Origin of the sequence: Sphingomonas changbaiensis NBRC 104936 (assembly GCF_000974765.1) — a bacterium.
Taxonomy (GTDB): domain Bacteria; phylum Pseudomonadota; class Alphaproteobacteria; order Sphingomonadales; family Sphingomonadaceae; genus Sphingomonas_B; species Sphingomonas_B changbaiensis.
Genome location: NZ_BBWU01000028.1, coordinates 44,251 through 70,593, shown reverse-complemented (window position 1 = coordinate 70,593; position 26,343 = coordinate 44,251). Strand labels below are relative to the sequence as shown.

28 protein-coding genes and 1 tRNA gene are annotated in these 26,343 nt (G+C 65.9%); 9 read left to right on the top strand and 20 right to left on the bottom strand.

Features of this window, described 5'->3' with window-relative positions:
- The first annotated feature begins 86 nt into the window (after positions 1–86).
- Together SCH01S_RS06830 and SCH01S_RS17095 are read left to right on the top strand one after the other, a co-directional pair.
- Positions 87–2,162: a hypothetical protein gene (locus tag SCH01S_RS06830; RefSeq protein WP_046348037.1), complete on the top strand. Its 2,076-nt coding sequence runs from the start codon at positions 87–89 to the stop codon at positions 2,160–2,162.
- Between the two features lie 132 nt (positions 2,163–2,294).
- Complete coding sequence (locus SCH01S_RS17095; RefSeq protein WP_052733824.1) at positions 2,295–3,611, top strand: PEPxxWA-CTERM sorting domain-containing protein; 1,317 nt, start codon at positions 2,295–2,297, stop codon at positions 3,609–3,611.
- Between the two features lie 158 nt (positions 3,612–3,769).
- On the opposite strand, the gene rplL is transcribed toward SCH01S_RS17095, so the two are convergent.
- Both rplL and rplJ read right to left on the bottom strand, forming a co-directional pair.
- Positions 3,770–4,150, bottom strand: a complete 381-nt coding sequence (rplL, locus tag SCH01S_RS06820; RefSeq protein ID WP_046348036.1) for a 50S ribosomal protein L7/L12 — start codon at positions 4,148–4,150, stop codon at positions 3,770–3,772.
- Between the two features lie 26 nt (positions 4,151–4,176).
- Entirely contained in the window at positions 4,177–4,692 is a 516-nt protein-coding gene (gene rplJ / locus SCH01S_RS06815; RefSeq protein ID WP_046348035.1) for a 50S ribosomal protein L10, read from the bottom strand.
- Between the two features lie 309 nt (positions 4,693–5,001).
- Between rplJ and SCH01S_RS16925 the strand changes: the two genes are divergently transcribed.
- The gene (locus SCH01S_RS16925) at positions 5,002–5,970 is read left to right on the top strand and encodes an SOUL family heme-binding protein (protein WP_217995419.1); all 969 of its coding nucleotides are present in this window, start codon (positions 5,002–5,004) and stop codon (positions 5,968–5,970) included.
- A 14-nt stretch (positions 5,971–5,984) separates the two neighbouring features.
- Here SCH01S_RS16925 and SCH01S_RS06805 read toward each other — a convergent pair whose 3' ends face one another.
- From SCH01S_RS06805 to SCH01S_RS15770, 4 genes are all read right to left on the bottom strand, one after another.
- Positions 5,985–6,218 (bottom strand): hypothetical protein, encoded by a 234-nt coding sequence (locus SCH01S_RS06805; RefSeq protein WP_157032837.1) that lies wholly within the window; start codon positions 6,216–6,218, stop codon positions 5,985–5,987.
- A gap of 170 nt (positions 6,219–6,388) precedes the next feature.
- Positions 6,389–7,081: a 50S ribosomal protein L1 gene (gene rplA, locus SCH01S_RS06800; RefSeq protein WP_046348033.1), complete on the bottom strand. Its 693-nt coding sequence runs from the start codon at positions 7,079–7,081 to the stop codon at positions 6,389–6,391.
- Positions 7,082–7,085: 4 nt separating this feature from the next.
- Positions 7,086–7,517: a 50S ribosomal protein L11 gene (gene rplK, locus SCH01S_RS06795; protein WP_046348032.1), complete on the bottom strand. Its 432-nt coding sequence runs from the start codon at positions 7,515–7,517 to the stop codon at positions 7,086–7,088.
- Positions 7,518–7,697: 180 nt separating this feature from the next.
- The gene (locus tag SCH01S_RS15770; RefSeq protein ID WP_052733823.1) at positions 7,698–9,776 is read right to left on the bottom strand and encodes a toll/interleukin-1 receptor domain-containing protein; all 2,079 of its coding nucleotides are present in this window, start codon (positions 9,774–9,776) and stop codon (positions 7,698–7,700) included.
- A 200-nt stretch (positions 9,777–9,976) separates the two neighbouring features.
- On the opposite strand from SCH01S_RS15770, the gene SCH01S_RS06785 reads away from it, so the two are divergent.
- The 5 genes from SCH01S_RS06785 to SCH01S_RS06765 all read left to right on the top strand — a co-directional run bounded on the left by SCH01S_RS06785 (position 9,977) and on the right by SCH01S_RS06765 (position 13,487).
- Positions 9,977–10,723 (top strand): PEP-CTERM domain protein, encoded by a 747-nt coding sequence (locus SCH01S_RS06785; protein WP_046348031.1) that lies wholly within the window; start codon positions 9,977–9,979, stop codon positions 10,721–10,723.
- Positions 10,724–10,807: 84 nt separating this feature from the next.
- The gene (locus SCH01S_RS06780) at positions 10,808–11,725 is read left to right on the top strand and encodes a metallophosphoesterase family protein (protein WP_046348030.1); all 918 of its coding nucleotides are present in this window, start codon (positions 10,808–10,810) and stop codon (positions 11,723–11,725) included.
- A 9-nt stretch (positions 11,726–11,734) separates the two neighbouring features.
- Positions 11,735–12,142 (top strand): c-type cytochrome, encoded by a 408-nt coding sequence (locus SCH01S_RS06775; protein ID WP_084689436.1) that lies wholly within the window; start codon positions 11,735–11,737, stop codon positions 12,140–12,142.
- Between the two features lie 29 nt (positions 12,143–12,171).
- Positions 12,172–12,732 carry a sigma-70 family RNA polymerase sigma factor gene (locus SCH01S_RS06770; RefSeq protein ID WP_046348029.1) on the top strand — a complete coding sequence of 187 codons (561 nt, stop codon included), beginning with the start codon at positions 12,172–12,174 and terminating at the stop codon, positions 12,730–12,732.
- Positions 12,729–13,487 carry an anti-sigma factor family protein gene (locus tag SCH01S_RS06765; RefSeq protein WP_046348028.1) on the top strand — a complete coding sequence of 253 codons (759 nt, stop codon included), beginning with the start codon at positions 12,729–12,731 and terminating at the stop codon, positions 13,485–13,487. Before SCH01S_RS06770 ends, SCH01S_RS06765 begins: the two co-directional genes overlap by 4 nt.
- Before the next feature lie 65 nt (positions 13,488–13,552).
- Here SCH01S_RS06765 and SCH01S_RS06760 read toward each other — a convergent pair whose 3' ends face one another.
- From SCH01S_RS06760 to SCH01S_RS16355, 9 genes are all read right to left on the bottom strand, one after another.
- Entirely contained in the window at positions 13,553–15,073 is a 1,521-nt protein-coding gene (locus tag SCH01S_RS06760) for a SulP family inorganic anion transporter (protein ID WP_046348027.1), read from the bottom strand.
- The gene (locus SCH01S_RS06755; RefSeq protein ID WP_046348026.1) at positions 15,070–15,762 is read right to left on the bottom strand and encodes a carbonic anhydrase; all 693 of its coding nucleotides are present in this window, start codon (positions 15,760–15,762) and stop codon (positions 15,070–15,072) included. Before SCH01S_RS06755 ends, SCH01S_RS06760 begins: the two co-directional genes overlap by 4 nt.
- Before the next feature lie 437 nt (positions 15,763–16,199).
- A complete protein-coding gene (locus SCH01S_RS06750; protein ID WP_046348025.1) occupies positions 16,200–16,742 on the bottom strand; it encodes a phosphatase PAP2 family protein in 543 nt (180 codons plus the stop codon).
- Between the two features lie 127 nt (positions 16,743–16,869).
- Complete coding sequence (locus tag SCH01S_RS06745; protein ID WP_046348024.1) at positions 16,870–18,180, bottom strand: ATP-binding protein; 1,311 nt, start codon at positions 18,178–18,180, stop codon at positions 16,870–16,872.
- Positions 18,177–18,884 carry a response regulator transcription factor gene (locus tag SCH01S_RS06740; RefSeq protein WP_046348023.1) on the bottom strand — a complete coding sequence of 236 codons (708 nt, stop codon included), beginning with the start codon at positions 18,882–18,884 and terminating at the stop codon, positions 18,177–18,179. Before SCH01S_RS06740 ends, SCH01S_RS06745 begins: the two co-directional genes overlap by 4 nt.
- Positions 18,885–19,008: 124 nt before the next feature.
- Positions 19,009–19,548, bottom strand: coding sequence for a transcription termination/antitermination protein NusG (gene nusG, locus SCH01S_RS06735; protein WP_046348022.1), 540 nt, complete (start codon positions 19,546–19,548; stop codon positions 19,009–19,011).
- A gap of 19 nt (positions 19,549–19,567) precedes the next feature.
- Positions 19,568–19,765, bottom strand: coding sequence for a preprotein translocase subunit SecE (gene secE / locus SCH01S_RS06730; RefSeq protein WP_046348021.1), 198 nt, complete (start codon positions 19,763–19,765; stop codon positions 19,568–19,570).
- Positions 19,766–20,050: 285 nt separating this feature from the next.
- A tRNA-Trp gene (locus tag SCH01S_RS06725) sits at positions 20,051–20,126 on the bottom strand.
- Positions 20,127–20,209: 83 nt separating this feature from the next.
- Complete coding sequence (locus tag SCH01S_RS16355; RefSeq protein ID WP_157032836.1) at positions 20,210–20,398, bottom strand: hypothetical protein; 189 nt, start codon at positions 20,396–20,398, stop codon at positions 20,210–20,212.
- Between the two features lie 114 nt (positions 20,399–20,512).
- Between SCH01S_RS16355 and SCH01S_RS06720 the strand changes: the two genes are divergently transcribed.
- Entirely contained in the window at positions 20,513–21,421 is a 909-nt protein-coding gene (locus tag SCH01S_RS06720) for an IS1595 family transposase (RefSeq protein ID WP_046348020.1), read from the top strand.
- A 101-nt stretch (positions 21,422–21,522) separates the two neighbouring features.
- Here SCH01S_RS06720 and SCH01S_RS06715 read toward each other — a convergent pair whose 3' ends face one another.
- The 5 genes from SCH01S_RS06715 to SCH01S_RS06695 form a co-directional block, all read right to left on the bottom strand.
- Entirely contained in the window at positions 21,523–22,131 is a 609-nt protein-coding gene (locus SCH01S_RS06715; RefSeq protein ID WP_046348019.1) for a PIN domain-containing protein, read from the bottom strand.
- Positions 22,128–22,925: a hypothetical protein gene (locus SCH01S_RS06710; RefSeq protein ID WP_046348018.1), complete on the bottom strand. Its 798-nt coding sequence runs from the start codon at positions 22,923–22,925 to the stop codon at positions 22,128–22,130. Before SCH01S_RS06710 ends, SCH01S_RS06715 begins: the two co-directional genes overlap by 4 nt.
- 95 nt (positions 22,926–23,020) lie before the next feature.
- Positions 23,021–23,233, bottom strand: a complete 213-nt coding sequence (locus tag SCH01S_RS06705) for a hypothetical protein (RefSeq protein WP_046348017.1) — start codon at positions 23,231–23,233, stop codon at positions 23,021–23,023.
- Between the two features lie 36 nt (positions 23,234–23,269).
- Positions 23,270–24,301, bottom strand: coding sequence for a hypothetical protein (locus SCH01S_RS15765; protein ID WP_157032835.1), 1,032 nt, complete (start codon positions 24,299–24,301; stop codon positions 23,270–23,272).
- A gap of 81 nt (positions 24,302–24,382) precedes the next feature.
- Positions 24,383–26,341: a putative bifunctional diguanylate cyclase/phosphodiesterase gene (locus SCH01S_RS06695; RefSeq protein WP_052733821.1), complete on the bottom strand. Its 1,959-nt coding sequence runs from the start codon at positions 26,339–26,341 to the stop codon at positions 24,383–24,385.
- Positions 26,342–26,343 lie beyond the last annotated feature (2 nt).

Below are 26,343 nucleotides of genomic sequence, written 5' to 3'. Positions count from 1 at the left end.
GATTGGGCAGCGACACGGAAAAGGAAAGCGCGAGAGTCGCGAAGCCCGCGCCGATCCTGTATGCACGTGGCGGGAGGAGCGGGCCGATGGCGTCTCGTCTCTGGGCTGGTGACGCCGCGCCGCGGACGCTGATCCGCTGTTGGGGCGAGTTCGCGATCGAGAACGCCGCGACTGGCGCCGACCTGCGCCCGCGCGGCCGCAAGGCGCGAGCTTTGCTCGCCTATTTGGCACTGCACCCCGGGAAGGCGGTTGGCCGCGAGCGTCTGATGGGGCTGCTGTGGGGCGAACGCGCCGAAGAGCAGGCGCGGGGCAGCCTGCGGCAAACCCTGTTCGAGCTGCGCGACCTGTCACATGGCGATCATGCGCCGCTTCACGTCGGACGTGAGGCGGTCGAACTGGACGTGGAGGGGATCGAGACGGACGTGGACCGCTGGCGGATGCTGGCGGCCGAACGGCACTTCGAGGACCTGCTCGCCGCCTTGCCGGACGCCGACGACCTGCTGTTCGCCAACCTTGACGGCGTCGATGCCGGGTTCGACGAATGGCTGCAGGTCGAACGGACCCGGCAGCGCGAGGTGCTGATCGCGATCGTCGCCGATGCCTCTGCCGCCGCAGTGGCCGCCGGGCAGACGCGCAGCGCGCGGGCGCTTCACGCCCGGCTCGTCGAGTTCAATCCCGAAGAGGGCACGCCGGCGCCGGCAGCGCCACCACCCGACCGGGCGCCCCCGTCGGCGGCGGTGCCGCAGTCGCGCCGGCGCTTCATCGCCCCCATCGCAGCCGGACTGTTCGTTTCGGCGCTGGCTGGCGCGGTCTGGCTCGAAAACGGCAAACCAGCCCCGCCTGCGTCATCGCCGACTCCGGCCCGCGAGGCCGGCGATCTCTACGAGAATGCGCAGGCCATCATCTATCACCGCAATGGACCTCAGCTTCCCGTTGCCGAAAAGCTGCTCCGGCGCGCACTGACGCTCGACCCGAATTATGTGCCGGCGATCGCCGGCCTGGCCGCGGTCATCGAGATGAGTGATCCGACGCAGGACCGGCATCAGGAAGCCGAGCGGCTGGCGCGGCGCGCTGTTCAGCTCGATCCGAACAATGCCAGGGCGAACGGCGTTCTCGGCATGGTGCTGCGGTTCGAGAGCGACGATGCGCGCGCCGCCATCAAAAGAGCGGCGTCGCTCGACGGCAGCGATCCCGAGATTCAGTTCTGGCTCAGCAACGTCCTCGGCATCGAGGGCGACTATGTCGGACGGCTGCAGGCCTTGCGCCGGGCCGCGGCGATCGACCCTTATTGGCATCGCGCGTCTGGACCCGCGTCATTGGCATCCTGGGAAATGGGCTACCCGGAAGAGGCCGAGCGCCATGCGGCGCGGCTGCGCGAAGCCGACCTGAGCGAATCCTTCCTGTGCGACTATTCCATCGACTGGGCGAAGGGCGATTATTCCGAGGTCGTGCGCGATACTTTGGCTGCCCGCGATCGACTGGCGAGCTCCGGGCTTGTCGATTTGAAGCTGGGAATGGCGCTCCTGGTCTTGGGCCATGAGCAGCCCGCCCGATTGTTGCTGCGGCTTTCACCGGCGCTTTGGCGCGTGGCGAGCGACGCTGGTCCGGCACCGGGCGAGCTCGAGCCGCTGCTGATCGCAGGTGAGACGGAGGGCCGCGCCGACTTCTTTGTGCCGACCGCGCTCCGGCAGCTGGTGAGGGACGGCCGGGCGGACGAGGTCGTGGCGGCCTATGATCGGCGGGTGGCCCGGCTCGGCAGAATCGCGTCGGGCACCGCGGCCAATTCCGAGTTGATCGACGAGGGGCTGCAGGTCGCGCTGGCGCTACGGGCGCAGAAGCGTGAAGCGGAAGCGGCGAGGCTGCTGGCGCAGGCCGATGCGGCCATTCGGAAGAGCATGGCCTATGGCCGGATTCCCAACTGGATGTATGCCTCGGCGGCAGGAGTGTGGGCGGCACAAGGGCGGCACGAAGATGCTCTGGGTGCCCTCAAGACGGCCCTCGACAGCGGCTGGCATTATTCGCCGATGACGCCGCACCCCGACATGCGCGACATTCCGTCCTTCGCCAGCTTGCGCGACGACCCGCGGTTCGAGCAGATGCGCCGGCACGAGCTCGACCATCTCGCCCGGGAACAGCGGGAAACCGGGCCCGTGCCGGTTTAGGACAAAAGCGACATAAACCACGCCGCTGATACGATTTAACGCGCGCCTGACGCTCCTCTGACGGTCACCGAACTGACGATCGGCATGTTCCCGATTCGTGGTCCGCTGTGACCCGATCAGGGAGTGCAAAGAATGAAGACGAGCGTAAAAGCGACACTGGCGTTGGCGACGGCACTGGCGTGGGCCGGACCGATCGGCGCCGCGATCACCGTCAATGACGATCCCGTCCTGTACTGGAACGACCTTGCGGTCAGGACATTCGGCGGCAATCCGCTGACCCAGTCACGGGCGGTCGCGATGGTGAACACCGCGATGTATGATGCGGTGAACCGCACGTACAACGGCGCCGGCCATTATTATAATCAGGGCGTGACCGCGCCGGGCGGCAATGTTCGCGCCGCCGCGTCGGTCGCCGCGCACGATGTGCTGGTTGCCGTCGATCCATCCCATGCGAGCACATATGACGCCGCGCTGGCATCGAGCCTGGCGCTGGTCGGCGCGGGGATGGCGAAAGCCAACGGCCAGGCCACGGGTGCCGCTTATGCGTCCGCCATGCTCGCCAACCGGCAGAATGACGGATCGACTGCGGTCGTTTCCTACACGCCCGGGACGCTGCCTGGCCAATGGCGGCCGACACCGCCGAACAACCTGCCCGCCGCTGCGCCGCAATGGGCCGACGTCAAGCCGTTTCTGATGATGGCGAACGATCAATTCCGGGCGGCGCCCCCGCCTGCGCTCACCAGCGCGGAATATACGGCCGCGTTCAATGAAGTGAAAGCGATCGGCGCACACGACAGCGCGATCCGCACTGTCGACCAGACCGACAGCGCCTTGTTCTGGGACACGTCGAACGGCCTGACCTGGATCCGCATCGGCGTCGACGTGATCGCCGACGACCATCTTTCGACCTTCAACAATGCGCGGGTTCTGGCCAAGCTGTCGACCGCCATCGCGGACTCGTTCGTTTCCGTCTGGGACACGAAATACGAGTATAATTTCTGGCGTCCGATCACGGCCATTCGGGGAGCCGGTACCGATGGGAACGACGACACCGAGGCTGACGCGAACTGGAGTCCCCTGTTCGGAACGCCGAATCATCCGAGCTATGCCTCGGCGCATTCGATCCAGTCCGGTGCCGCCGCGGCGGTGTTGCTCGATCTGGTTGCGGACCAGAGTTTCTGCAACACGATCGGCCCGGATACGCGGTGCTTTGCCGGCCTTGCGCAGGCGGCGCAGGATGCTGCCGACAGCCGGCTCTGGGGTGGCATTCACTGGCGGTTCGACAACGAAGCCGGCCTCACCGCCGGCGGCCAGATCGGCCGCTTCGCGCTCGCGCAGGATGCGTTCAACCCCGTGCCGGAACCGGCGAGCTGGGCGATGATGATCATGGGCTTCGGGATTGCCGGCGCGACTATGCGGCGGCGGATGCCGCGCGTCGCTTACGCCTGACACGAAAAGGGGCGGCCCGTTGCCGGACCGCCCCTTTGTTTTCCTTCGGCTGAGGCCGTCACGGGAGTAAATCCCGTGACGTCAGTCGGCGCGAGGCGCCGCTGGCCGGCCTTGCGCGAGTGCGATTTAGCGTGGCTAAATCGTCTCCGCGCTGCAGCTTACTTGAGTTCGACGGTCGCGCCGGCTTCCTCGAGCTGCTTCTTGATCTTCTCGGCTTCGTCCTTGTTCACGCCTTCCTTGACGGCCTTCGGCGCGCCCTCGACGAGGGCCTTCGCCTCGGTCAGGCCGAGGTTGGTGATCGCGCGGACTTCCTTGATCACGTTGATCTTCTTGCCGCCGTCGCCGGTCAGGATGACGTCGAATTCGGTCTTCTCTTCCGCAGCCGGAGCGCCAGCGCCGGCGCCACCGGCCGGAGCCGCAACCGCGACCGCAGCGGCGGCCGAGACGCCCCACTTCTCTTCGAGCATTTTGGAAAGATCGGCCGCTTCCAGAACGGTCAGCGACGAAAGCTGGTCAACGAGGGACTGAAGGTCTGCCATGATAAATCTCCGTATCTAAAGGGTCTTCAAGCTTCTTCTTTGGCGGCGTAGGCGCCGAACACGCGGGCAAGCTGGGCCGCCGGTGCCTGAGCGATCTGCGCGAGCTTCGTCGCGGGCGCCTGGATGAGGCCCACGATCTTGGCGCGCAGCTCGTCGAGCGACGGCAGCGAAGCGAGCGCGGTGACACCCGCCACGTCCAGGGCAGTCTCGCCCATCGCCCCGCCGACGATCTCGAACTTGTCGGTCGTCTTCGCGAAATCGACGGCCACCTTGGCGGCCGCGACCGGGTCGTTGGAATAAGCGAGGCCGGTCGGCCCGGTCAGCATCGTGCCGATGCTGGCATAGGGCGTTCCCTGGATCGCGATCTTCGCCAGGCGGTTCTTGGCCACCTGATAGCTGGCGCCGGCATCCCGCATCTTGTTCCGCAGATCCGTGGACTGCTTGACGGTCAGACCCTTGCTGCGGGTCACGACCACCACGCCCATGGTGGACAAGGTGCTGTTCAGACCTTCGACCAGCTCTGATTTTTGAGCTCGATCCATGCCATTCTCCTTTGTGACGCACGAAAAACGCTCCGTGCGCCGGCTCATTTGTCCGAGGGGAATGGTTCAACGGTGCAGCGGCCCGGCCCAAAGGCGCGGAGCGGCGGCAGACCCGAATATCTCTTCCCCGTCTCGGCTGGAGATTAAGGGGCGAGCCCCACCAGCTGTCTCGGACGGCAACGACCAGGGCAAGCCCTGGCCGAAGTGCGCGCCTATAGCGAATCTTGCGCCCGCGTCAACCACGGGAACGGCTGGCATTCCCTGCACGTTCGAGGCTAACACCGTAACGATAGCACCAAGGGGAGAGACATGGCCGACACGCCCGCTCCGGAAAAGCCCAAGCGCCGCAGCACCACCAAAGCCGCGGAGGGCGACGCCAAGCCCGCGCGCCGCGCCGCGCCTGCGAAGGCCAAAGCCACCAGCCTCAAGCCGGCCAAGGCCGAAGGGGCCGCCAAGCCCGCGCCCGCGCGGCAATCGCGCGCGCCCGCGGTGAAGGCCGAGACGGCCGTTGCCAAGCCCAAGCGGGCCGCCCGCAAGCCGGCCGCGTCCAAGTCCGCGGCGCCCAAGCCGTCTCCTTCGCCAAAGCCGAGTCCCGCGCCCAAGACAAAGGCCGCTGTCGCTCCGGCGGTCGAGAAAGCCGTCGACAGCGTCAAGCGCGCGGTCGCGGAGGTGCCGCCGCGCACCGGCCTGCTGGCTGCGCTCGGCACCGTCGCTGTTGCTGCGGGGGCATTCTTCGTCTGGCGTGCGTCGCGCGCCGAGGAGCCGCGCTACCAGACGATCGAGTCCGACAACACGATCGAAATCCGCAAATATCCGGCGCTGGTGACGGCGGGCACGGAGCATCGCGGCGACCGCCAGTCGGCGCTGAACGAAGGCTTCCGCATGCTTGCCGATTATCTGTTCGCCCGGTCGCGCCAGGGTGACAAGCTGCCGATGACAGCGCCGGTATTGTCCGACACCGACGGCGACGGCAGCTGGCGTACGCGCTTTCTCATGCCCACCGGCAAGGCGCGAGGTGAATTGCCTACGCCGCCGTCCGGCGTGGAGCTGACGTCGGAGCCCGCCCAGCGGGTCGCCGCGATCCGCTTCTCCGGCCGCGCGGACGACGCCGCGCTGTCGGCGAAGGAAGGCGCGCTCCGCTCGTGGCTGCAGATCCGCGGCCTGCCCAGCGAAGGCAAGGCTGTGCACGCCTATTACAATGCCCCGTTCCTGCCGGGGCCGATGCGGCGCAACGAGGTGCTTATCATGCTGAGCGAGGAGGGCGGCATGGGGGCGTGAGCCCCCCGGAGCGCCTATTTGCCCGACATGCTGCCCGAGGAGGAGCGGCTCTCGATTTCGTCGCGCGTCGCGTCGGAAAGCTTCTGCCACTGCTTGGCGGTGTAGCAGATCTTCTTACCCTTGATCAGCGACCCGGTCTCGATCTCGCGGCGGCAGATTTTCTTCTCGGCGGGCTGCTCGGCCGGCGCGGGCGACGTCTCCGAAGTCGTCGCGGCGTCGGGTGCTGCGGCAAGAAGAAGTCCGGTCACGAGTCCAAGCAACATAGCAAAAGCCTCCCTGTTTCGACCGGGTTCATAACAAGCACTGACGAGGTTCGCCAAGGGGCGCGACGAAGCTGTTGCATTCCGAGACGAATCGCCCAACGAAAAAGGCCGGAGCTCGCGCCCCGGCCTTTCCCGTTTTTGATTGAAGCGAAGGTTTAGACCGCGGCGACTTCCGCCACGTCGACCTTGATGCCCGGGCCCATCGAAGAGCTGACGGCCACCTTCTTCACATACTTGCCCTTGGCGCCCGACGGCTTCGCCTTCACGACGGCATCGACCAGCGCGTCGAAGTTCGCGCGCAGGTCTTCGGCCGGGAAGCTCGCCTTGCCGATGCCGGAATGGATGATGCCAGCCTTTTCGACGCGATATTCGACCTGGCCGCCCTTGGCGTCCTTGACGGCCTGGCCGACGTTCATCGTCACCGTGCCGAGCTTCGGGTTCGGCATCAGGCCCTTGGGGCCCAGCACCTTACCGAGACGGCCGACGAGGCCCATCATGTCCGGGGTGGCAATGCAGCGGTCGAAGTCGATGGTGCCGCCCTGCACGGTTTCCAGCAGGTCTTCGGCACCGACGATGTCGGCGCCCGCTTCGCGCGCCTCGTCCGCCTTCGCGCCCTTGGCGAAGACGGCGACGCGGACGGTCTTGCCGGTGCCCTTCGGCAGCGTCACGACGCCGCGGACCATCTGGTCGGCGTGGCGCGGATCGACGCCCAGGTTCAGCGCGACTTCGATCGTCTCGTCGAACTTGGCGGTGGCATACTGCTTGGCGAGGCCGATCGCCTCATCGACGCCGTAAAGCTTCTCGGCGTCGACGGCCCAATTCTTCTGCTTCTTGGTCAGCTTGGCCATTGGATCAGCCCTCCACCACTTCGAGGCCCATGGCGCGGGCGGAGCCTTCGATGATCTTCGTTGCGGCCGCGAGGTCGTTCGCGTTCAGGTCTTTCATCTTCGCGTTCGCGATGTCTTCCAGCTGCGAGCGCTTGATCTTGCCCGCAACCGCCTTGCCCGGCTCCTTGGAGCCGGACTTCAGGCCGGCGGCCTTCTTCAGCAGGAACGACGCCGGCGGCGTCTTGGTCTCGAAGCTGAACGAGCGGTCGGCATAGACGGTGATCACGGTGGGCAGCGGCGTACCCTTTTCCTGATCGCCGGTCTGCGCGTTGAACGCCTTGCAGAATTCCATGATGTTGACGCCGCGCTGGCCCAGGGCCGGGCCGATCGGCGGCGACGGATTGGCGGCGCCGGCGGGCACCTGCAGCTTGATATAGCCGGTAATTTTCTTTGCCATGTCACTCTCTCACTTGGACGATCCACGCGCGCGCGGCCCGTCCGGTTCAAGTCGAGCGGTCCAAGCGGATGCCGAGGCATCCTCCCGCAGTTTTCCAGAGCTGTCGCTTGGAAGCGCGGCCCCTTAGCGTAAAGCGCGGCGCAAGGGAAGGGTGCGCACATGGACGATGTCGAGCATCGTTCACGGAAGCGATTTCTGGCGGGACCGCGCCATCGCGCCGTACAATGTGTCCGGCCCCCATTTCGCGTTCAACACCGGAAAGCTGGCTGCGTTCAAGCGTCGCGCCTCGTCGGGATTGGTGTGGGCAAGGCAATAGGCGCGGGTATTGTCGACCCATGCGACGCGCCACGGGTCGCCGGGATAGTCCTTGGCGGTGATCGGCCGCGCTTCGTCGAGCAATTTGAGGCCGCCGGACTCGTCCTTCGAACGGCATCGGAGGTCGGCCAGCTCGGTCAGGATCGGGCCAAGGTTGCGATGCTGGCGCAGCCGCGCGGTGCGGGCGGCGCGCCGAAGGAGTTGCTCCGCCTTTCCGAAAGCTCCGACCCCACGCTCCGCGATCGCCAGATTGGAGAGCGGGAAGATGATGTCGTCGTGGTCCGGCCCTTTTTCGCGCATGTTCACGGCCACCGCGTGCTCCAGAAGCGGCAGCGCTTCGCGAAAGCCCTGCCGCTCGATCATGATCCGCGCGAGATTGTTCTCGGTCGTCGCCACTTCGGGATGCTCGGGGCCCAACATCAGTCGGTAACTGTCCAGGGCGCGGCGATAATCGGCTTCCGCGAGCTCGACGTTTCCCTGCAGGTAGGCAACGGTACCCAGATTTCCGAAATCCTCCGGCACCCGTGGGTGGCGATCGCCTTGCGTGCGCAATCGAATGGCGACGGCACGTTCGAAATACCGCCTCGATGGTCCGAGGTCGCCTGCGAAAAGGAGATTCAGGCCCCGCGCCTCCAGGTCGACGGCAACATCCGGATGATTCGGCCCGAACGCCGCCTCGTCGAGCCGGAGGCCGGCATCGATCGAGCGTTCCGCGCCGCGATAATCGCCCTTGGCGGACAAGGCGCCACCCAGCCCGACCAGAATACGCGGCACAAGATCCTGGCGTGGCTGGCGTCGATCGCGCGCCAATCGCAGCGCCTGGTTGTACGATCGGATCGCCGCATCGTAATCCGCTTGTCGCGTTTGCGCGTCCGCAAGCGCCAGCAACTGCCGCGTCCGTGTGGCCGTGTCATTGTGCCGGATTCCGGCCATTTCCCGGATCAGCTGGTCGCCCTCACGGTACAGGCCCAGTTCGCTGTAGACTTCTCCCAGCGTGGTCCCCAGTTCGGCTTTGACCGCCGGTTCGTTCTGCAGGCCCGTGCGGATCTCGCGCGCGCCGCGATCGAGGATTTCACGCGCCGTGATCGTCTGTCCGCGCGCTTCGGATGGGTCCGACACTTCGAACAGCGATTTGACGAAACTGACGGTCCGCTCCGCCGTCATCGTCTTGCGATTGGCGATGTCGCGCTCTCGTATCGCTTCGGAACGGGACAGGAATGCGAACACGGCGAGCGCGGCCGTGAAGATGAGGCCGAGCGTGCTGGCCGCTGCAATAATCGTGAGCTGGTGCTGCCGGCGTGCGGCATCGCGCTGACGCAGCTCGTCGAATCCCACTCCCAGCAGTCCGGCGAGGATTTTGAGGCGGGCCGCCTTCTTGCCATCGCCGCCGGGGCGCACGTCGGACGCAAGCGGCTCAAGATGGCCATCTTCGAACAGCGCGGGCGGAAAGCACTCTTCCGCGGGGTCGGCCGCGTGCGGCTCGCCGTCGACGATCAGGCAGAATATGTGCGCCGCGCGCCCCAGCGCGATGAAGCTGCGTATCTCTTCATTGACCCAGCGCGATCGTGCTGCCGCGGGTGAGCAGATGACGATCAGGTTCGCGGATTCCGCCAGGGCAGTCCTGATCTCTTCGGCCAGATCGGACGAGGAGGCGAGCTCGTCGCGGTCGCGAAAGACGTGCGGCAGCCTTGATGACAGGGGGCCGAACGGTCCTTCCCTTCCGATCAGCCGCTTGGGCAGCCGGTAGGTTTCGATCGCGCTGTGCAGCCACCGTGCCCAGCGCTCATCGGCATGGCTGTAGCTGATGAAGGCGCTGTACCGCAGCGTGGTCTCCTGATCGAAAAGCGTTCGATGCCACGATACAACACGTCGGGCGGAGACCGTTTCGGCGCCTGGTGCCGGATTTTGGGCGACTCCGACCGAGCGCCGATCATGACGACGCAAGCCAAAGAAAACAATCGGCTATCCGGAGGCACTGTTCACCAGGCGGCGCGCGGAAACGTGCGAGTGAGGTCCCGCTGATTTCGCCCGTCTGTTGCGTTCCGGGAACGATGCCGCCGTTGCTTTGTTGAGCGCCTGTCCGATCCGGCGCGATCCGGACAGTCAGTTGCTGATGCATGGGTTCCCAGTGAGGAGGACATGATATGCACGTGCCTGACTTTGCAAAATTCGCTGCACTTCTTTGTGCCGTCTGCGGCGCGGGCACGGCTGCATGGGGCAGAGGCGCTGTCATCGACGAAACGACAGGCATCAATTTCGCGAACTGCACGGACAATATCTGCGAGATCCCGCTCGGGCTGACGGTCGATTTCGGGGCCGGGCCGACCAGCAACCTGTTCGTCAGCAGCCGCGGGCTTTTCGCGCTGGGCAGCGCCGATCTCAACAACAGCAGCGCAACGACGCTGAAGGGGTTCGGCAACACGGTCTTCTCGCCGGCCTTTGCAGACGCGATGACCAGCAATTTTCTCTATCGCGGTCCCGATCCGAACGCCCTCAACAACCCCAACGCGTTCAAGCTGCGCTATGACCTGACGTTCGACAACAACAACTTCACGACCGTGCAGCTGATCATCCGGCCGGTCGGGGCGTCGAACGGCTTCGAGCTTGAATATGCCTATGGCGATGGGTCCACCTTCGTGGACCTGGGCACGAATACCGTGATCGGCTATTCCTTCGGCGCGGCTGATCACGAGGTCCTTTCCGGGGATCCGGGAATCAGCGACCGGCTCAACGACCAGCAGAATGCGAGTTTCCTGTTCCGCTTCCCGCTCGCCGCCAGCGTTCCCGAGCCGTCGAACTGGGCATTCATGCTGCTCGGCTTTTCGGTCGCGGGCATCGCGATGCGGCGGTCGACGAAGGGGCCGTTCTCAAGAGCGCCGCTGAGCGCATAGGGTCTACGTCCGCTCGCCCGGTCGGCGAAGGAATAAAAATCTCATCCGTCCCGTCTCTCTCCCGAACCTTCTGGGAGAGAGCGGATGGATATGTTCGACAGGCGCGGAATGCTGCGCTGCATGGGCTGGGCCGGCACGGGCGCGCTCTTCACGCTTGGCGGAGGCATTCCCGGCTCGATCACGCTCGACGCCGCGCTGGGCGCCACGCCGAAACCAGGCTTCAGCTTCCTGCAGATCAGCGACACGCATCTTGGCTTCAACAAGCCGGCCAACCCTGATCCGCTCGGCACGCTGAAGGAGGTGATCGCCAAGGCGAAGGCGCTGCCGGTCCGGCCCGATTTCATCATCCACACCGGCGATGTCACCCACCTCGCCACGCCCGAGCAATTCGACCTGGCGCAGCAGATGCTGGGCGAGTTCGGCGTTCCGATCCATGTCGTGCCGGGCGAGCATGACATCGTCGACGGCAACGACCCGCGCCCCTTCCTCGACCGTTTTGGTCGGGCGGCGCGGGGGGAGGGATGGTACAGCTTCGATGCGGGGGGCGCCCACTTCGTCGCGCTGGTTAACTCGATCCACCTCGGCGATCGCGGCATGGGCACGCTTGGCGAGGCGCAGCTCGCCTGGCTTGGCCAAGACCTGGCCGGGCGCTCGGCTTCGACACCGATCATCGTCTTCGCCCATTTCCCGCTCTGGGACCTGTACTCGGACTGGGGCTGGGGGACGGCGGACGGGGCGCAGGCGTTGTCGCTGCTGAAGCGCTTCGGGTCGGTGACGGTGCTGAACGGGCACATCCACCAGGTCCAGCAGAAGATCGAGGGCGACCTGACCTTCCACACCGCGCGCTCCACGGCCTACCCGCAGCCGGCACCGGGCGAGGGAGCCGGCCCCGGGCCGCTTGTGCTCCCGTCCGTGCAACTCCGCAGCGCGATCGGTCTCAGGAGCGTGACGCTCCGCCAGGGGGCAGGGCCGATCGCGATCACCGACACCCCGCTTGCCTGAAGGCCGGCCATGCCGAACCTGATCCCGTTTGCGCGCGCCGCCACGGCCGCCTGCCTCGCCGCCGTTTTGGCGTTCGTCGTGATGGCGAGCGCCCATGCCGCCCCGGCGCCGTCACTGCCGCACGGCAATGCTGCCGTCGGCCAGAAGCTCTACCAGAGCTGCATGGGCTGCCATTCGCTGGACGAGAATGACGTGGGGCCGCGGCATCGCGGCGTAGTCGGGCGGCCAGCGGCGAGCGTGCCCGGCTACGCCTATTCGACGGCGCTGCGGAAATCCGGCCTGGTCTGGACGCCGGACGTGCTCGACCGCTGGCTGACCAATCCGCAGAAGCTCGTGCCCGGCGCCAAGATGTATTTTTCGGTTGCCAATCCGAACAACCGGGCGGACATCATCGCCTATCTTTCGCAGCAGCGCTGAGCGGAGGGCGGCGTGGTCGCAGGGCAGTCGTGAACGGCTTCCGTCCGCGCCTCGTCTTCAGCCGTCCGGCGCCGACTCCGGTCGCGCCGGACCAGGCCGAGCGCTTCCGCCTGCTGGTGCTGCCGCACCTCGACGCCGCCTACAGCTATGCGCGTTACCTCGCACGCGATCCCGCAGCGGCCGAAGACATCGTTCAGGACGCGTTCCTGCGCGCCTTCCGCGCCTTCGCGTCGTGTCGGGGCAATGAGAAAGCGTGGCTGCTGACGATCGTGCGGAATTGCTTTCTCGACTGGACCCGCGCCAATCGCCGCGCGCCGCCCGATATCGAGGCCGAGACGGTGGACGGCGAGCACCCCGAAACGATCCTCCAGCGGCGGCAGGACGCGGAGGCGGTGCGCGCGACAGTGGAGGCGCTGCCGGAGCCGTTCCGCGAGGCGCTGGTGCTGCGCGAGCTGGAGGAGCTGCCGTACAAGGACATCGCAGCCTTGACTGGGGCGCCGATCGGCACCGTGATGTCGCGGCTGGCGCGGGCGCGGGCGATGCTTGCGACGATGCTGCTGGCGCGTGAAGACGAGGGGTCCGCCGCATGACCGCGTGCATCGACAGGGAAATGGCGGTCCAGAGCCTGGCCGACGGAGAGCTGGACAGCATGAACGCGCTGGAGCTCGAAGCCCATCTGCAGGACTGCCCCGGCTGCGCGGCGACGCTGGCCCGGCTACGCGCGGTTCGCGCCAAGCTCGTCAATGCCGAGCCGCGCTACCGCGCACCGGAGGCGCTGCGCGCGCGCATCGAGGCGATGATCGGCCCGGAAGCGGAAGGCGAGCCGGCCCGGCCCGCTCGTACGCTCCCCTGGTTCGGCGGCGGAGCGATCGGGGCGCTGGCAGCCAGCATGGCCCTGCTGTTTGCCGCGCCGCAACTGACGAGCACCGCGCTGCAAGACCAGCTGATCGCCGGCCATATCCGCTCGCTCCAGGCCAGCCATCTCGTCGACGTCGCGACGTCGGACCGGCATGTGGTCAAGCCGTGGTTCAACGGGCGCGTCGACTTCGCGCCGCCGGTCGCGGAGCTCGCGCCGCAAGGGTTCCCGCTGGTCGGCGGGCGGCTCGACTATCTCGACGGCCGGCCGGTCGCGGCGCTTGTGTATCGCCGCCGGCTGCACAGCATCAACCTGTTCGTCCGCCCCGCGCCGGCCCTGGCGTCGCCGGTCGCGGCAACCACCCATCGCGACGGCTACAGCCTAACGCGATGGGTGGCCGGCGGCCTTGAATATTGGGCGGTGTCCGACATCGACTCTGGCGATCTCCAGGCCTTCCGCACAGCGTTTCGGAAAGCGTCCGGGACGTAGAGCGTGAGCGCCGCTGACGCAGCAATCCTCCCCTCGAAGGAAGGATTGCTGCGTGGCGATTCAGCCTAGGCCAGCGCCCCCAACGCCTTCAGTCGTCCGTCATGACCGGTCACCTGCGCCTCGACGCCGAGGAGCTTTCGTCGCTGGAACCAGTCGCGGATCATTTCGGCGGAGGTGTGGTCGACCGCCTCCAGCGCGCTCAGGTCCAGCGTGACCGGCGCGGAGGCGGGCGCCGCTTCCAGCGCGGCCGACAGCTTCGGCAGCGTCAGGAAGCTGGCGACGCCGTGCAGCCGGATTGCATGGGCGTCGCCCTCCCGATCCGCGGCGACGCGCAGCTTCAGGCGGCGGGCGTGGGGCAGCAGTTCCAGCAGCGACAGACCGATGCCCACGAGCACGCCGGTCAGCAAATCCTCGGCCACCACCACCACCAGGGTCGTCGCCCAGATCAATGCCGGCAGCACGCCATAGTGGCGGAACAGGCTCTTCACATGGCCGACATGGACCAGCCGCCAGCCGGTCACGACCAGCACCGCGGCGAGCGACGCCATCGGGATTTCGCGCAGCACGACGCCAAGCAACGCAACGAACGCGAGGATCCAGGCGCCGTGCATCACCGTCGAGGCGCGAGTGACGGCGCCTGCCTGCACGTTCGCCGAGCTGCGCACGATCACCCCGGTCATCGGCAGGCCCCCGGCCGCACCGCAGAGCAGGTTGCCGACGCCCTGGGCGCGCAGCTCCTTGTTATAATCCGTGCGCACGCCCGTGTGCATCTTGTCCACCGCGGCGGCCGACAGCAGCGTCTCCGCGCTGGCGATGAAGGCGATCGCAAATGCCGCCGTCAGGATCGCGGGGCTGGTCCATGCCTCCAGCAGGCCGGTCGGCAGCGTGATCGCACCGGTGATGTTGGCGGGAACCACCACGCGCGCGACCGGCAGGCCCAGGATGAACGCGACGAGCGTGCCCGTGAGCACGCCGACCAGCGCGCCCGGCACCAGCTTCAGCCGCGCGGGGCGAAGCCGCTCCCAGCCCAGCATCGCCGCGATCGTCGTCACGCCGATCGCGAACGCCAGCTCCGCGCCCGCCGCGCCGCCATTGCCAAGGCCAAGCAGCCGGCCCGGCATTGCGGCCAGGTTCGCGAGCCCGTTCGGCAGCGGCTTTGCGTCGAACAGCACATGGAATTGGCCGACGACGATCAGCACGCCGATGCCGGCCAGCATGCCGTGCACCACGGCGGGCGAAATTGCGCGAAACCAGACGCCGACCTTCAGCACGCCCGCCGCGAATTGGATCGCGCCGGCCAGGATCAGGATCGGCCCGAGCACGCTGAGGCCAAAGTCGCGCACCAGCTCGAACACGATCACCGCCAGGCCGGCGGCGGGGCCGCTCACCTGCAGCGGCGATCCGGCGAGCGCGCCGACGACGAGCCCGCCGATAATGCCGGTGATCAGCCCTTTTTCAGGCGGTACGCCCGAGGCGATCGCGATGCCCATGCAGAGCGGCATCGCGACCAGGAACACGACGATCGACGATGCGAAGTCGCGCGGCAGGGCAGCGAGGGACGGCCGCGACACGCCCGGCCTGGTCATTCCGCCGCCTCCGCCTGGGGGGAGGCCGCCCAGCGCGGCGCGGCAGCCAGCGCGACCGGCACCGGCCTGTCATGCTCGATCGGGCGGAAATGGCCGGTGTCGCCGTCCAGCGCGAGCACTTCGCCGGCGTGGATGTCGAAATACCAGCCGTGCAGGGTCAGCTCGCCGCGCGCGATGCCGGCCGCGACCGACGGATGCGTGCGCAGGTGCGTCAGCTGGACGACGACATTCTCCAGCGCCGCCGCGCGATGCTTCTCCTGTGGCGACAGGTCCGCATAGCCGCCGTCCAGGACCTGACGCGCGGCAAGGCTGTGGCGCAGCCAGGCGGCCACGTTCGGCATGTCGGCCAGCAGCTCGGGATTGATCAGCGCCTTCATCGCGCCGCAGTCCGAATGGCCGCACACGATGATGTCGCGCACGCCCAGCGCCACGACCGCATATTCGACTGTGGAGGTGACGCCGCCGAGCGCCTGCGCAAAGGGCGGGACGATGTTGCCCGCGTTGCGGCACACGAACACCTCGCCCGGCTGTGCGCGCAGGATTTCCTCCGGCACCACGCGCGAATCCGCGCACGAGATCATCAGCGCCTTCGGGCTCTGCCCGTCGGTTGCCAGCCGCTCGTACAGGTCCGAACGGATGGGGAAGACGTCACGCCGGAAATCGAGAACGCGTCCGATCAGCTCATTCACTTTGCTACTCCTCAATGTGCGAAGAGGAGCTAGCGCGTGGCTGTTTCCGGCGTTCGGCTGGATTGTAAGGAAGTGTTGCGGGGCAGTGCGCCAGTTGGGGCGAGCCGTGGTCGCCCCGGGGATTCCGGGACCAAATGCCCGCTTTCATTCAATTGAGAGAACTATGTCGGTCATCGACCCATTGCAGGCATCAACTTCTCTCCCCTTGCGGGAGAGAATAGCTTTGCTTGGCAGCTTGCTGCCTAGCAAAGCTTAGAGAGGGGTGCGGCGCTTGGCGCCGCGCGAGCCTGCGGCTCGCCCCCTCTCCCCGCTCGGCTGCGCCGAGTCGCCCTCTCCCGCAAGGGGAGAGGGGAACGTCCGCTTTCCACCCTTAGCGGACCTTGAAGAGACGCTGGGCACGGTTCGCTGTTCGAGGTGCCCGTCGTGAAGCGGCGAAGCTAGAAGCGCATCAGCGCGGTCGCGCCGACGCTCCTGGTGTCGCCCCAAGGCAGCACGTGGACGCCGGTGTCGTGGCGAGACGTCAGGAGAAATCCCGAGGTTTCGCCGATCGCCGCGCCTGCGACCACATCATACCAGTGGTGCTTGCGTGCTTCGATCCGGGACACGCCCACGAACAAGGCGGCGAGCTGAGCGGGAAGGCCGACCTGCCAACCATATCGGTTCTCGAGCGTCGCGGCGGCGGCGAAGGAGACGGAGGTGTGCCCTGAAGGGAAGCTCTTGCGATCGCTTCCATCGGGCCGGCGCTCAGGGAAGGTTTCCTTCAGCCCATAGGTGACCAGCGCCGCAGCCCCGAGGCTTTCGGCGGCCTGGAGGTCGCCGCGCCAGTCGCCTTTTACGGCGGGAAGACCCAGCGATACTGCGACGAGCGCGTCCCGGACCGCGCTTCCCGCATCATCCCAGGCCTGCTCGTTCCGCGCGGCCGCAGGCTGCGCCGTGGCGAGACTGGCGAGAACGGCAGCGCCGATCACATAGGGCTTCATCTGGCGGGCTCCTTTTCAGCCAGTCGGCGGCCGCTGGCATCCGGTCCAGGAGAGCCAGGGCGAGCAGACGCTACATTGCCATTGTTGGTCCTGTGCCGCGACTATGGATTTGCTGCCGCCGGGATCGTCACCTGCGCTTCAGCACGATCTCGGCCTTCAACCCACCTTCCGGCCGGTTGCCCAGCCGCAGCTCGCCGCCTTCGCGTTCGACGGCACGCGCGACGATGGGAAGGCCCAGGCCGAAGCCGACCGTGTCGCGGGGCCTTGCGGATTCCAGGCGGACGAAGGGCTGAAGCACATCGGCCATGCGATCCTCGGGCAGGCCGGGGCCGTCGTCCTCGACCGCGATCGTGATCGTCTGGCGGTCTTCGATCACGCGGACGACGATGCGGTTGCCGTGGTGGATCGCATTGTCGATCAGGTTGGAGACCGCGCGCTTCAGCCCGAGCGGCCGCACTTTGGCTTCGAGGTGCACCGGCCCTTCATAAGCCACATCATATCCGCGATCCGATGCGTCATCGGCCAAGGTCGCGCACAGGATCGCGATGTCGCTGGCGATCGGCGCCTCGGGGTCGTTCTCGCCGCCCAGATAGGCAAGCAGCGAGTCCGTCATCGCTTCCATCTCGGCGATGTCGGCTTCGATCGCCGTCCGAGTCGCGTCGTCGGCGACTCCCTCGGCGCGCAGGCGCAGGCGGGCGAGGGGGGTGCGAAAATCGTGGCCGACCGCCGCGAGCGCCTGGGTGCGGTTGGCGATCAGCTGGTGGATGCGCGCCTGCATCCGGTTGAACGCGCGGATCACGGTCGCGACTTCGCGCGGCCCCTGTTCCGGTACCTGCGCTTCGCCGCCATGCCCAACGCGGTCGGCGGCGACGGCGAGGCTCTGGAGCGGCTTCAGCGCCAGCCGGACCAGCAGCCCGCCGACCAGCATCAGGCCCAGCGCGGGGATCAGCGCCAGCAGCACGCGCTCCGCGCCCAGGTTCAGCCCGTCGAGCGCGTGCAGCGTCTGGAACGCCATCCACGACCCGTCCGGCAGCCGCAGCATGCCGGCGATCATCGGCCGCCGCCCCGGCGAGGCGAGCCACAGCGTCATGGCGTTCTCGCTGAGGCCCGGTTCCCAGGCCAGCACCTGGCGGCGCATGCCGTCCAGCGACGGCGCGATCGCGGGCGTCTGCGGCGGCGCTGGACTCCAGCGGACCAGATAGCGGTCGGTGGTCAGCTCGGCCGCGAGCGAGGGCCGCTCGGGCGGGGCGCGCTCGCCCAGCAGCCGCTCGGCAATGACCAGATGCTCGGCCAGTCGCCGCGCCTCGTCGTCGCGGACGGAGAATTGGCTGGCGCGTTCGTAAAACAGGGTGCTGATGCCGAATTCGACCAGCATCGTCAGCAGCAGGATCGCGATCAGGCGGCCGATCAGCCCGGGCGAAGGGCGCAGCCGGCTCACACCCGTTCTACGCCCGTGTTCAGCATATAGCCGATGCCGCGCACGGTCAGGATCGGCGCCTCCCCGCCGGCGCCGGAAAGCTTGCGGCGCAACCGGCTGACCAGCACATCGATGCTGCGATCGGAACTGTCGCCCAGCCGGGCGCGGGAAAGCTCGATCAGCCGCTCGCGCGCGATCACCCGGCCGGCATTGTCGCAGAGCGCGACCAGCAGGTCGAACTCCGCCCCGGTCAGCTCGACGACGGCGCCGGTTGGCGACAGCAATTCGCGCCGGGGCAGGCTCACCGTCCAGCCGTCGAAGCGGATGCCGTCGGGCTTGCCGCCGGCGCCCTCGGCCAGCGGCGGGCGGCGCAGAACGGCGCGCACGCGCGCGACCAGCTCGCGCGTGCCGAACGGCTTGGGCAGGTAATCGTCGGCGCCGAGCTCCAGCCCGATCACGCGGTCGGTCTCGCTGTCCCTGGCGCTGATGAAGATGATCGGCGCCTGGCTGCGCTGGCGCAGCGCCCGGCACAGGTCATAGCCGCTGGTGCCCGGCAGCATGATATCGAGCAGTACCAGGTCGACCGGCCCGCTTTCGAACGCGGCCCACATTTCGGGCGCGGCGGAGGCGGCGCGCACCGCGAACCCGTTCTCCTTCAGCGCCCGCGCTACCAGCGTGCGAAGCGGCGGGTCGTCCTCGACCAGCAGGATGTTGGGAGCCGTCACCGGTGCGGTGGACTATGCGAGCACGGCGCGGGAGTAAATCCCGCGCCGTCGGTCCGCGCAGGCCGCGGCCGGCCGGGCGTGCGCCGTCTCGCGATCAGCTTCGCTGCCCGCGTGCGGCTGCGCCTTACTTGACGCTCTCGACCTGCTCGAATTCGAGCTCGACCGGCGTCGCGCGGCCGAAGATCGAGACGCTGACCTTGACGCGGCTGCGATCGAAATCGAGTTCCTCGACGACGCCGTTGAAGCTCGCGAACGGGCCGTCTAGCACCTTGACCTGGTCGCCGATCTCGTAATCGACCTTGACGCGGGTCTTGGGTGCAGACGCAGCCGCTTCTTCCTTGGTGCTCAGAATGCGCGCGGCCTCGGCCTCGCTGATCGGCTGCGGCTTGTTGTTGGTGCCAAGGAAGCCAGTCACCTTCGGCGTGTTCTTGACGAGGTGATAAACGTCGTCGTTCATCTCAAGTTTGGCGAGCACATAGCCGGGGAAGAATTTCCGCTCCGACTGGACCTTCTTGCCGCGGCGGACCTCGGTCACCGTCTCGGTCGGCACCTCGACATGCTCGACGAGCCGCTCCAGGCCCATGCGGGTCGCCTCGGCCATGATCGCGTCGCGGACCTTGTTCTCGAAACCGGAATAGGCGTGGATGATATACCAGCGGGACATGAGGTGCGGTTCCTGAAGGTTAGCGGGCCAGCGTCAGCAGCGTGTGCACGATCGCCTTGAACAGCGAATCGATGCCGAAGAAGAAGATGCCCAGCATCGCCGTCATGATGATCACCATCAGTGCGGTCATCATCGTCTCACGGCTGGTCGGCCAGACGACCTTCGCGGTTTCCGCGCGCACCTGCTGCACGAACTGAGGAATATCGCCGAGCTTCATCGCCACTGTGTATCGTCCGTCTTCCGGGTGAGCGCCCCCGTCCGGCCCTGGGGCCGGCGGCAGCGTCACCGATGTAGTGAGAAGATCGGCGCTATAAAAGCGTGTCGTGAGCGGCGCAAGGCGGAACGTCTCCAACACCGTTCGCTTCAAGCGAAGTCGAGAAGCGGTGGGGGCCGACGCGGGAGTGAATCCCGCGTCGTCAGTCGCCGCAATGCGGCGCTGGCCGGCCGTTCGCGTGCCCGAAGGGCACCGACGAATAGCTCCGCTATTCGTCTCGCCCAGGCATGGCAGGAGTGGAGGGACTCGAACCCCCGGCCCTCGGTTTTGGAGACCGATGCTCTACCAACTGAGCTACACTCCTAACGCCGCGCCCCCTAACCCCCGCCGATATCCGACGCAAGCTCTTGATCGGAACGTAGATCGCTACCGCCCAAACGATCCCGTCTATTGCAGGGTGGGCGGGGGAGCGGGCGTTGTCGACGGGGTTTGCAGTTGCAACGGGACTTTCTGGCTCAGCGCCGCACTCAGCGTGCCTTTCGCGCGTCCGCTCTGGGCAAATGCCTGAGCAATTGCGTAGCTATCGGAGCGATTGAAGCCGAGCCGAGCTGCCTCCGCCATGATCACGTCGTTCAAGGCTTGAATATTGGCTTCGATCGCCTTGTTGGCGAGGATCGTATCGGCAGAGGGGGTTTTGGGGTACCCGTTTATCCCCTTGACGCAGGTATCGGAATGTTCTAGTCAGAGGGCATGACGAAGCGCAGCCCTTCCGCCTCTCCCGAGTTCAGCGTCCGCGAATTCTTCGCCCGCTTCCCGAACGAAGATGCCTGCCTTGAGCACATCATGGCGGTTCGGTTCGGTGGCACGCGCTTCACGTGCCCCAAGTGCGGCGTCGTCGATGCCACGTTCCACAAGCTGGCGAACCGCCGCACCTATTCTTGCTCGCATTGCGGGCACCATGTGAACCCGACCGCCGGCACGATCCTGCATGACACGCGGACGCCGCTCGTTTCGTGGTTCTACGCGATGTATCTGTTCTGCACGACGCGCCACGGCGTGAGCGGCAAAGAGCTTCAACGCCAGCTCGGCGTCACCTACAAAACGGCCTATCGCATCGGGCAGCAAATCCGCGACCTGACCATGAAGGCGCAGAGCTTTGACGCGCTGCTGGCGGGCCATGTCGAGCTTGACGAAGCCTATGTTGGCGGTCGCCGTTCTGGCGGCAAGCGCGGCCGTGGCGCACCGGGCAAGACTATTGTGATGGGTCTTGCCGAGCGCGGCGGCAACATGAAGGCGGTCGTGATCCCGAACGTGAAGAAGGACACGCTGCGCGACGTGGTTCTGGACAACGTAGAGGCCGGCTCCGTCGTCTCGACCGACGAACTCTACAGCTACAACTTACTGACTGGCGACGGCTTCCTGCATGGCGCTGTGAAGCATGGACGGAAGGAATATAGCCACTACGACTACCGGAGCGGCGAAACCTTCCACGTCAACACGGTCGAAGGCTTCTGGCGGCTGTTCAAGGCGTCGGTTCGCTCAACCCATGTCCAGATCAGCGCCAAACACATGCAGCGCTACCTGAGCGAGTTCACTTTCCGCGCGAACCACCGCGCGCGGGTGAACGGGATGTTTGACCTTCTGGTTGGGGCGCTGTGATGCGCCCCACCATCGCCTCGAACTGAGCGCGATCGGCGGGCCCAGTGCCCTGCTTCTCGGCTTGGAGAACGAAGTCCCCCAATCGCCCCTTTTCCAGTGCTTCACTGAGGCTGAGGAAAGCGGCCATGAACGACGATTCCTTCGAGAGTAGGCTCCGGGTGTTGCGGCTGTTCCCGGCGCAGCGAACAAACGCGGCTCACCATAGGCGTTCGCGTCGCTTCTGGATACCAACGCTCGAAGCCGATAATCGGCACTGATCTGCCGGCCCAGCCTTTGCCCTTACCTTCATCGGTGGTGTGAAACAGGATGTCGGGAACGTTCAAGACGTCCCGAACCCACAACGTGCTCACGAGAAGGATCGCATCCGGAGTAGCGATGGCGCGCTGCGCCGGCGGATTTGGATCGCCGGGGTTGGTGGACTTGGCGCTCCTCAGCTCCCCCGCCTGGATCAGAATGTTGGGATTCGGCTCAATGGGAATGAAGCTCGCTCCCAGATCATCGAACAGGTCTCGGATGCTGCCGTATTCGCCGCCCTTGAAGAACTCCTGCCTTAGCTCGGCATAGGTGACGGTTGAAAAGTAGATCGTGCGCTTCCCGGCTCGGGCTTCGTCAACGAAACGAGAGATGTCCTGAAAGCACGCCTCTGCGGAATTCCCGACGAGATATCGGATAAAGATGCAGGAATCCCAGAAGAAATTCTTGCCGATCAAGCGTCGTGCTCCCACGACTCGATCTCAAACGGCCGGAACGAACCGCGCCAGCGCGAGAAGTCTCCCCCGTCCTTCACCCGTTCAACATGCGTTACTTCGACCCGCATAGGAAGCGGCGATGTTCCGCTATAAATCGCCCGCCCTGTGACCCGGACGCGTCGGTGCAGAGCCTCGCCGAGCGCGTCGATGTCCTCACGGCGGCAAATGCAGTCGATTTCCTTGGCGCCAGCACTCAGAGTAAGTTTGATCTGTGGTAGCGAACCGCGGATATCCACGTAATCAAGCAGCCCGTCGAACGTGCCGAAAACAACACCGTCGAAGTATTGCTCACCAGCGACTTTGCGGGCGGCCTGTGCGCGCTTCCGGAGAAAATCGTCGATACGGACAACATTGTCGTCGCCTGTCCGCACTTCGGCAAAGCCGAACTTGTCCGCCGTGCCACTGGTCAGAAGGCTGACATGCTTCACCACCGTGGCAAGGCGTTGGACGCGGCCGTCGCGCGCCTTGATGCCTTCCACGGCGTCGTGAAAGACTGGGACCGCAGATAGCCTTTGCTGCACGTCCATTTCGGTCAGCGGCATTTCCTTCAGGATAGCCGTTGGCTCGGACATGTGCATATTCGCCAGCACATAGGCATGCTTAATCTCGCCGTTCGCGATCTTGTCGGCGGCTTCAAGCGCAGAGACTAGCTGCTTCAGTTTGTTGGCAAAAACCCGCGCAGGGACGCGCCCATGATCCTCGGTCGTGAGGCCATGAATCTTAAGCTCGATCTGATCTGGCTGCAGCGTCACCATGCTCAACGTGGCCCCCGCATGTTGAATATACCATTACGCTAGCGAGGGGAATCCAGCAATTTACGATATAAAGATATCCTTATATCTCAATTGCTCTATTCCATGTTCAGCTTCTGCTCGATCGCCTCAATCCGGGATTGTAGCTGGTCCATGCGCTGGTTCACGCCACTTGCGTCAATGGAATCGTCGGCGATGTCCACTATTTCATCGCGCGTGAACATGCGCGCGGCGCCTTCTGAACAGCTCCCCAGCAACAGCCCAGCGGCGATGATGAACTCGTAAGGCAGGCGCTTCGGTAGTTTCGGCATGACTTCCCCCCGTTTGAACGGGAGGAAGGTGCTAGATCATACTACCTGCGTCAAGGGGATAAACGGGTTGGGGTAAGCAGCGACGGTCACCTGGATTTGCGTCAAAATCGAATCGACTCTCTCCATTCCGGACAAATGCTCTTCCAGTGTCTCCGTATCGCGGACCTTGAAATTGTTGATCTGCTCCGGCGCGATCGACTTGTAGATGCTATTGAGCTCATACGTTGAAATGCCGCATCTTGATGGTCGCTCCAGTGAAACCGCGCTGAAGATGGAGGGGCGCGGGCCATCCACGACAAGGCGCCAGCTGCCTATCCTGAAATCCTTTTTCTTGAAAACGCTCCAGTCGTAGGGAAGACTGACGGCTGCCGTAACCTCACCGTCGCCCAATGACAGTGTCCGAGTAACGGACTCGCCGACCCTTTGATTGAAGAATTGCGAAACCGCTCGATCGATGGCGGCGGCGCCCCTTTGAAGCTGGGGCAGATTTTCAGGCGTCACCAGGTCACTTGGTGCAACCGACGTTTTGACGGCTTGGTTGACGATCGAAAGCGCGTCTCCCGCGAACGAAGCCTCGATGCCCGACGATCCCGTAACATCGAAAGTCACTTTGATGACGGTCTGGGGGTCGACTCGAAAGAATGGTGTGAGAAAGTGTTCGACTTCCAGGTCCGAACGCGCGTCCTCGCCCTTTCTGCCGCTATTCCAGGAAACATTCGCCAGCGTGGCCGTGCTCGACAGCTCCGGTTTACTGATGCTCACTCGCGCAAGGGCGACCCGCGATGCCTTCTTCGCGATCAGGGCCCTCCAGACCAGCCAGCGCGACCCCATTTGCCGGCCTTGTGGGTCGAATGTGTCGTCGGCAGGCACCAGCTTCAGTCGAACATAACGGTCGGCGAAATCCGAGGCCTGTCCGCAGGAGCGGCCTGCGCTGTGGTGGATCTGGACGTTCAGGAATCGCAGTGCTGCAGTGTCCAGAGGATTGGCTGCCTGAGCGAACGCCGATGTAGATGTGACCAAAATGGCGGCGGCACACGTCCCCCGACGCAAGGCGCAGAATCGCTTCATGATGATTCCCCCTTCAAAGAGGAGGGTCACCCAAATGCGCGATTCAGTAAAGCCGCATTGGCGTCAAAACGGATCAAATGCTCAGGCCGCCGCGCTCCGCGCATTGCCGGAGAACAGTGCGCGGGCGTCGGCGGCGCTCATCGGGCGGCCGAACAGATAGCCTTGGACCTTGCGGCAGCCGAGCTGGCGGATCATCGCGAGCTCGTCGTCGGTCTCGACGCCTTCGGCCGTCGTCGACATGCCGAGGCTGTCGGCGAGCGCGACCACGGCGCGGATGATCGCGACGTTCTCCGGCGTGTTGCTGGCCGCGCCCTGGACGAAGCTGCGGTCGATCTTGATCGTCGAGAATTTGGTGCGGCTTAGATAGCCGAGCGACGAATAGCCGGTGCCGAAATCGTCGAGCGACAGCTTGATGCCGAGCGCGAGCAGCTCCCGCAGCACGGCGACAGCGTGCGGCGCTTCGTTCATGAACACGCTTTCGGTCACTTCGAGCTCGAGGCGGCTGGCCGGCAGCCCGGTTTCCTGCAGCACGGCGGCGACCAGCTTCGCGAAGTTGCGATTGTGAAGCTGCTCGAACGACACGTTGACGGCGACCCGCACCGTCGATGGCCAGCGGGTTGCTTCCTGGCACGCGGTGCGCAGCACCCATTCGCCGATCGGGCCGATCAGCCGGGCCTGCTCGGCAAGCGGGATGAACTTGGCGGGGGAAACATTGCCAAGCTGCGGATTGGTCCAGCGCAGCAGCGCCTCGAACCCCTCGATCGCGCCCGTCTCGCCGGTGACGACTGGCTGGTAATTGAGGTGCAGCTCTCCGTTGGCGAGGGCACGGCGAAGCGCGATTTCCATCACGCGCCGTTCATCGGCGTCGACGTGCAGCTGCGGCTCATAGGCCTGGAAGGTGCCGCCGCCGAGATCCTTGGCGCGGAACAGCGCCAGATTGGCCGAGCGGATCAGCAGTTCCGCCGTGGCGCCGTCGCGCGGGCCGATCGCGAGGCCGACGCTGGCGCCTACATAAAGGCTGTGCTGATCGATGTCGTAGGGCAGCGACAGCTCGTCGATCATGCGCTGCGCCAGCTTTTCGAGCCGGGCCTGGTCGGATCCGTCGTTGAAGACGATGCCGAATTCGTCGCCGCCCAGCCGGCCGCACAGATCGTTCGGGCCCAGCATCGCCTGAAGCCGCTCGGCGGCGCGGCCCAGAAGGATGTCGCCCACCGCGTGGCCGAGCGTGTCGTTGACGTTCTTGAAGCGGTCGAGGCCGACGATCATCAGCCCGCACCGGCTGCGCCATTGTTCGGCATGGGCCAGCGCCTCGGCGACGACTTCGGAGACGTGCAGCCGGTTCGGCAGTCCGGTCAGCGTGTCATAGCGCGCCATGCGGTTGATCTTGTCGGCCGAATGCCGCTCGGCGGTCACGTCGGTGCCGGTGCCGCGAAAGCCGATGAAGCCGCCGCGCTCGTCTTGTTCCGGTGCGCCGGTCAGCTCCCACCACAGCGTCTCGCCACGGATGCTGACGGGCAGGATCAGGTCCTTGAAGGCTTCGCGATATTTGATTTTGTCGGCCACCGTGCGGAGCGCGGCCGGGAAATTGCCGGTCTCCCAGGTTTCGCCGGCCAGGATCTGCAGGAAGGAACGGCCCTCAAGCGCGCCCGCTTCGTCGCCCAGCGCGAGCGCCAGGCGCGGCGACACGCCGGTGAGGTTCTTGGCGGTGTCGATCTGCCACGACCAGTCGGCATCGCTATATTCGTGATCGATCAGCTTGACCCGCGGGCCGTTGACCGCGTCGGCGAGCACGCGCGACACATGGGTGCCGCTTGCCAGCGCGCGGACATTGGCGAGGCAGCGCGCGATCAGGATCGCGTCGAACGCGATCGTCGCGACCAGCAGCATCAGCAACGGCCACCCCAGCGACAGCCCTCTGAGCGCCACCAGGGAAAGCAATCCGAGCGGCAGCACGGACGCAAGCAGGATCGTCGTCGCCAGCGTCCGCACAAAGCTGTGCGGGATCGACGTATCGGAGGGCAGGGGCCGGAGTCGCTTCACGC

Excerpts from the sequence above, each read along its gene's own strand:
- SCH01S_RS06775 (WP_084689436.1), top strand. The coding sequence starts at position 11,735 with ATGCCGAACCTGATCCCGTTTGCGCGCGCCGCCACGGCCGCCTGCCTC.
- SCH01S_RS06705 (WP_046348017.1), bottom strand. The coding sequence starts at position 23,233 with ATGCCGAAACTACCGAAGCGCCTGCCTTACGAGTTCATCATCGCCGCT.
- SCH01S_RS16925 (WP_217995419.1), top strand. The coding sequence starts at position 5,002 with ATGGCCGACACGCCCGCTCCGGAAAAGCCCAAGCGCCGCAGCACCACC.
- rplJ (WP_046348035.1), bottom strand. The coding sequence starts at position 4,692 with ATGGATCGAGCTCAAAAATCAGAGCTGGTCGAAGGTCTGAACAGCACC.
- SCH01S_RS06785 (WP_046348031.1), top strand. The coding sequence starts at position 9,977 with ATGCACGTGCCTGACTTTGCAAAATTCGCTGCACTTCTTTGTGCCGTC.
- SCH01S_RS17095 (WP_052733824.1), top strand. The coding sequence starts at position 2,295 with ATGAAGACGAGCGTAAAAGCGACACTGGCGTTGGCGACGGCACTGGCG.
- rplL (WP_046348036.1), bottom strand. The coding sequence starts at position 4,150 with ATGGCAGACCTTCAGTCCCTCGTTGACCAGCTTTCGTCGCTGACCGTT.
- SCH01S_RS06760 (WP_046348027.1), bottom strand. The coding sequence starts at position 15,073 with ATGACCAGGCCGGGCGTGTCGCGGCCGTCCCTCGCTGCCCTGCCGCGC.
- SCH01S_RS06720 (WP_046348020.1), top strand. The coding sequence starts at position 20,513 with ATGACGAAGCGCAGCCCTTCCGCCTCTCCCGAGTTCAGCGTCCGCGAA.
- SCH01S_RS06830 (WP_046348037.1), top strand. The coding sequence starts at position 87 with ATGGCGTCTCGTCTCTGGGCTGGTGACGCCGCGCCGCGGACGCTGATC.
- SCH01S_RS06750 (WP_046348025.1), bottom strand. The coding sequence starts at position 16,742 with ATGAAGCCCTATGTGATCGGCGCTGCCGTTCTCGCCAGTCTCGCCACG.
- SCH01S_RS15765 (WP_157032835.1), bottom strand. The coding sequence starts at position 24,301 with ATGAAGCGATTCTGCGCCTTGCGTCGGGGGACGTGTGCCGCCGCCATT.
- rplA (WP_046348033.1), bottom strand. The coding sequence starts at position 7,081 with ATGGCCAAGCTGACCAAGAAGCAGAAGAATTGGGCCGTCGACGCCGAG.
- SCH01S_RS06765 (WP_046348028.1), top strand. The coding sequence starts at position 12,729 with ATGACCGCGTGCATCGACAGGGAAATGGCGGTCCAGAGCCTGGCCGAC.
- secE (WP_046348021.1), bottom strand. The coding sequence starts at position 19,765 with ATGAAGCTCGGCGATATTCCTCAGTTCGTGCAGCAGGTGCGCGCGGAA.
- nusG (WP_046348022.1), bottom strand. The coding sequence starts at position 19,548 with ATGTCCCGCTGGTATATCATCCACGCCTATTCCGGTTTCGAGAACAAG.
- SCH01S_RS06710 (WP_046348018.1), bottom strand. The coding sequence starts at position 22,925 with ATGGTGACGCTGCAGCCAGATCAGATCGAGCTTAAGATTCATGGCCTC.
- SCH01S_RS06780 (WP_046348030.1), top strand. The coding sequence starts at position 10,808 with ATGGATATGTTCGACAGGCGCGGAATGCTGCGCTGCATGGGCTGGGCC.
- rplK (WP_046348032.1), bottom strand. The coding sequence starts at position 7,517 with ATGGCAAAGAAAATTACCGGCTATATCAAGCTGCAGGTGCCCGCCGGC.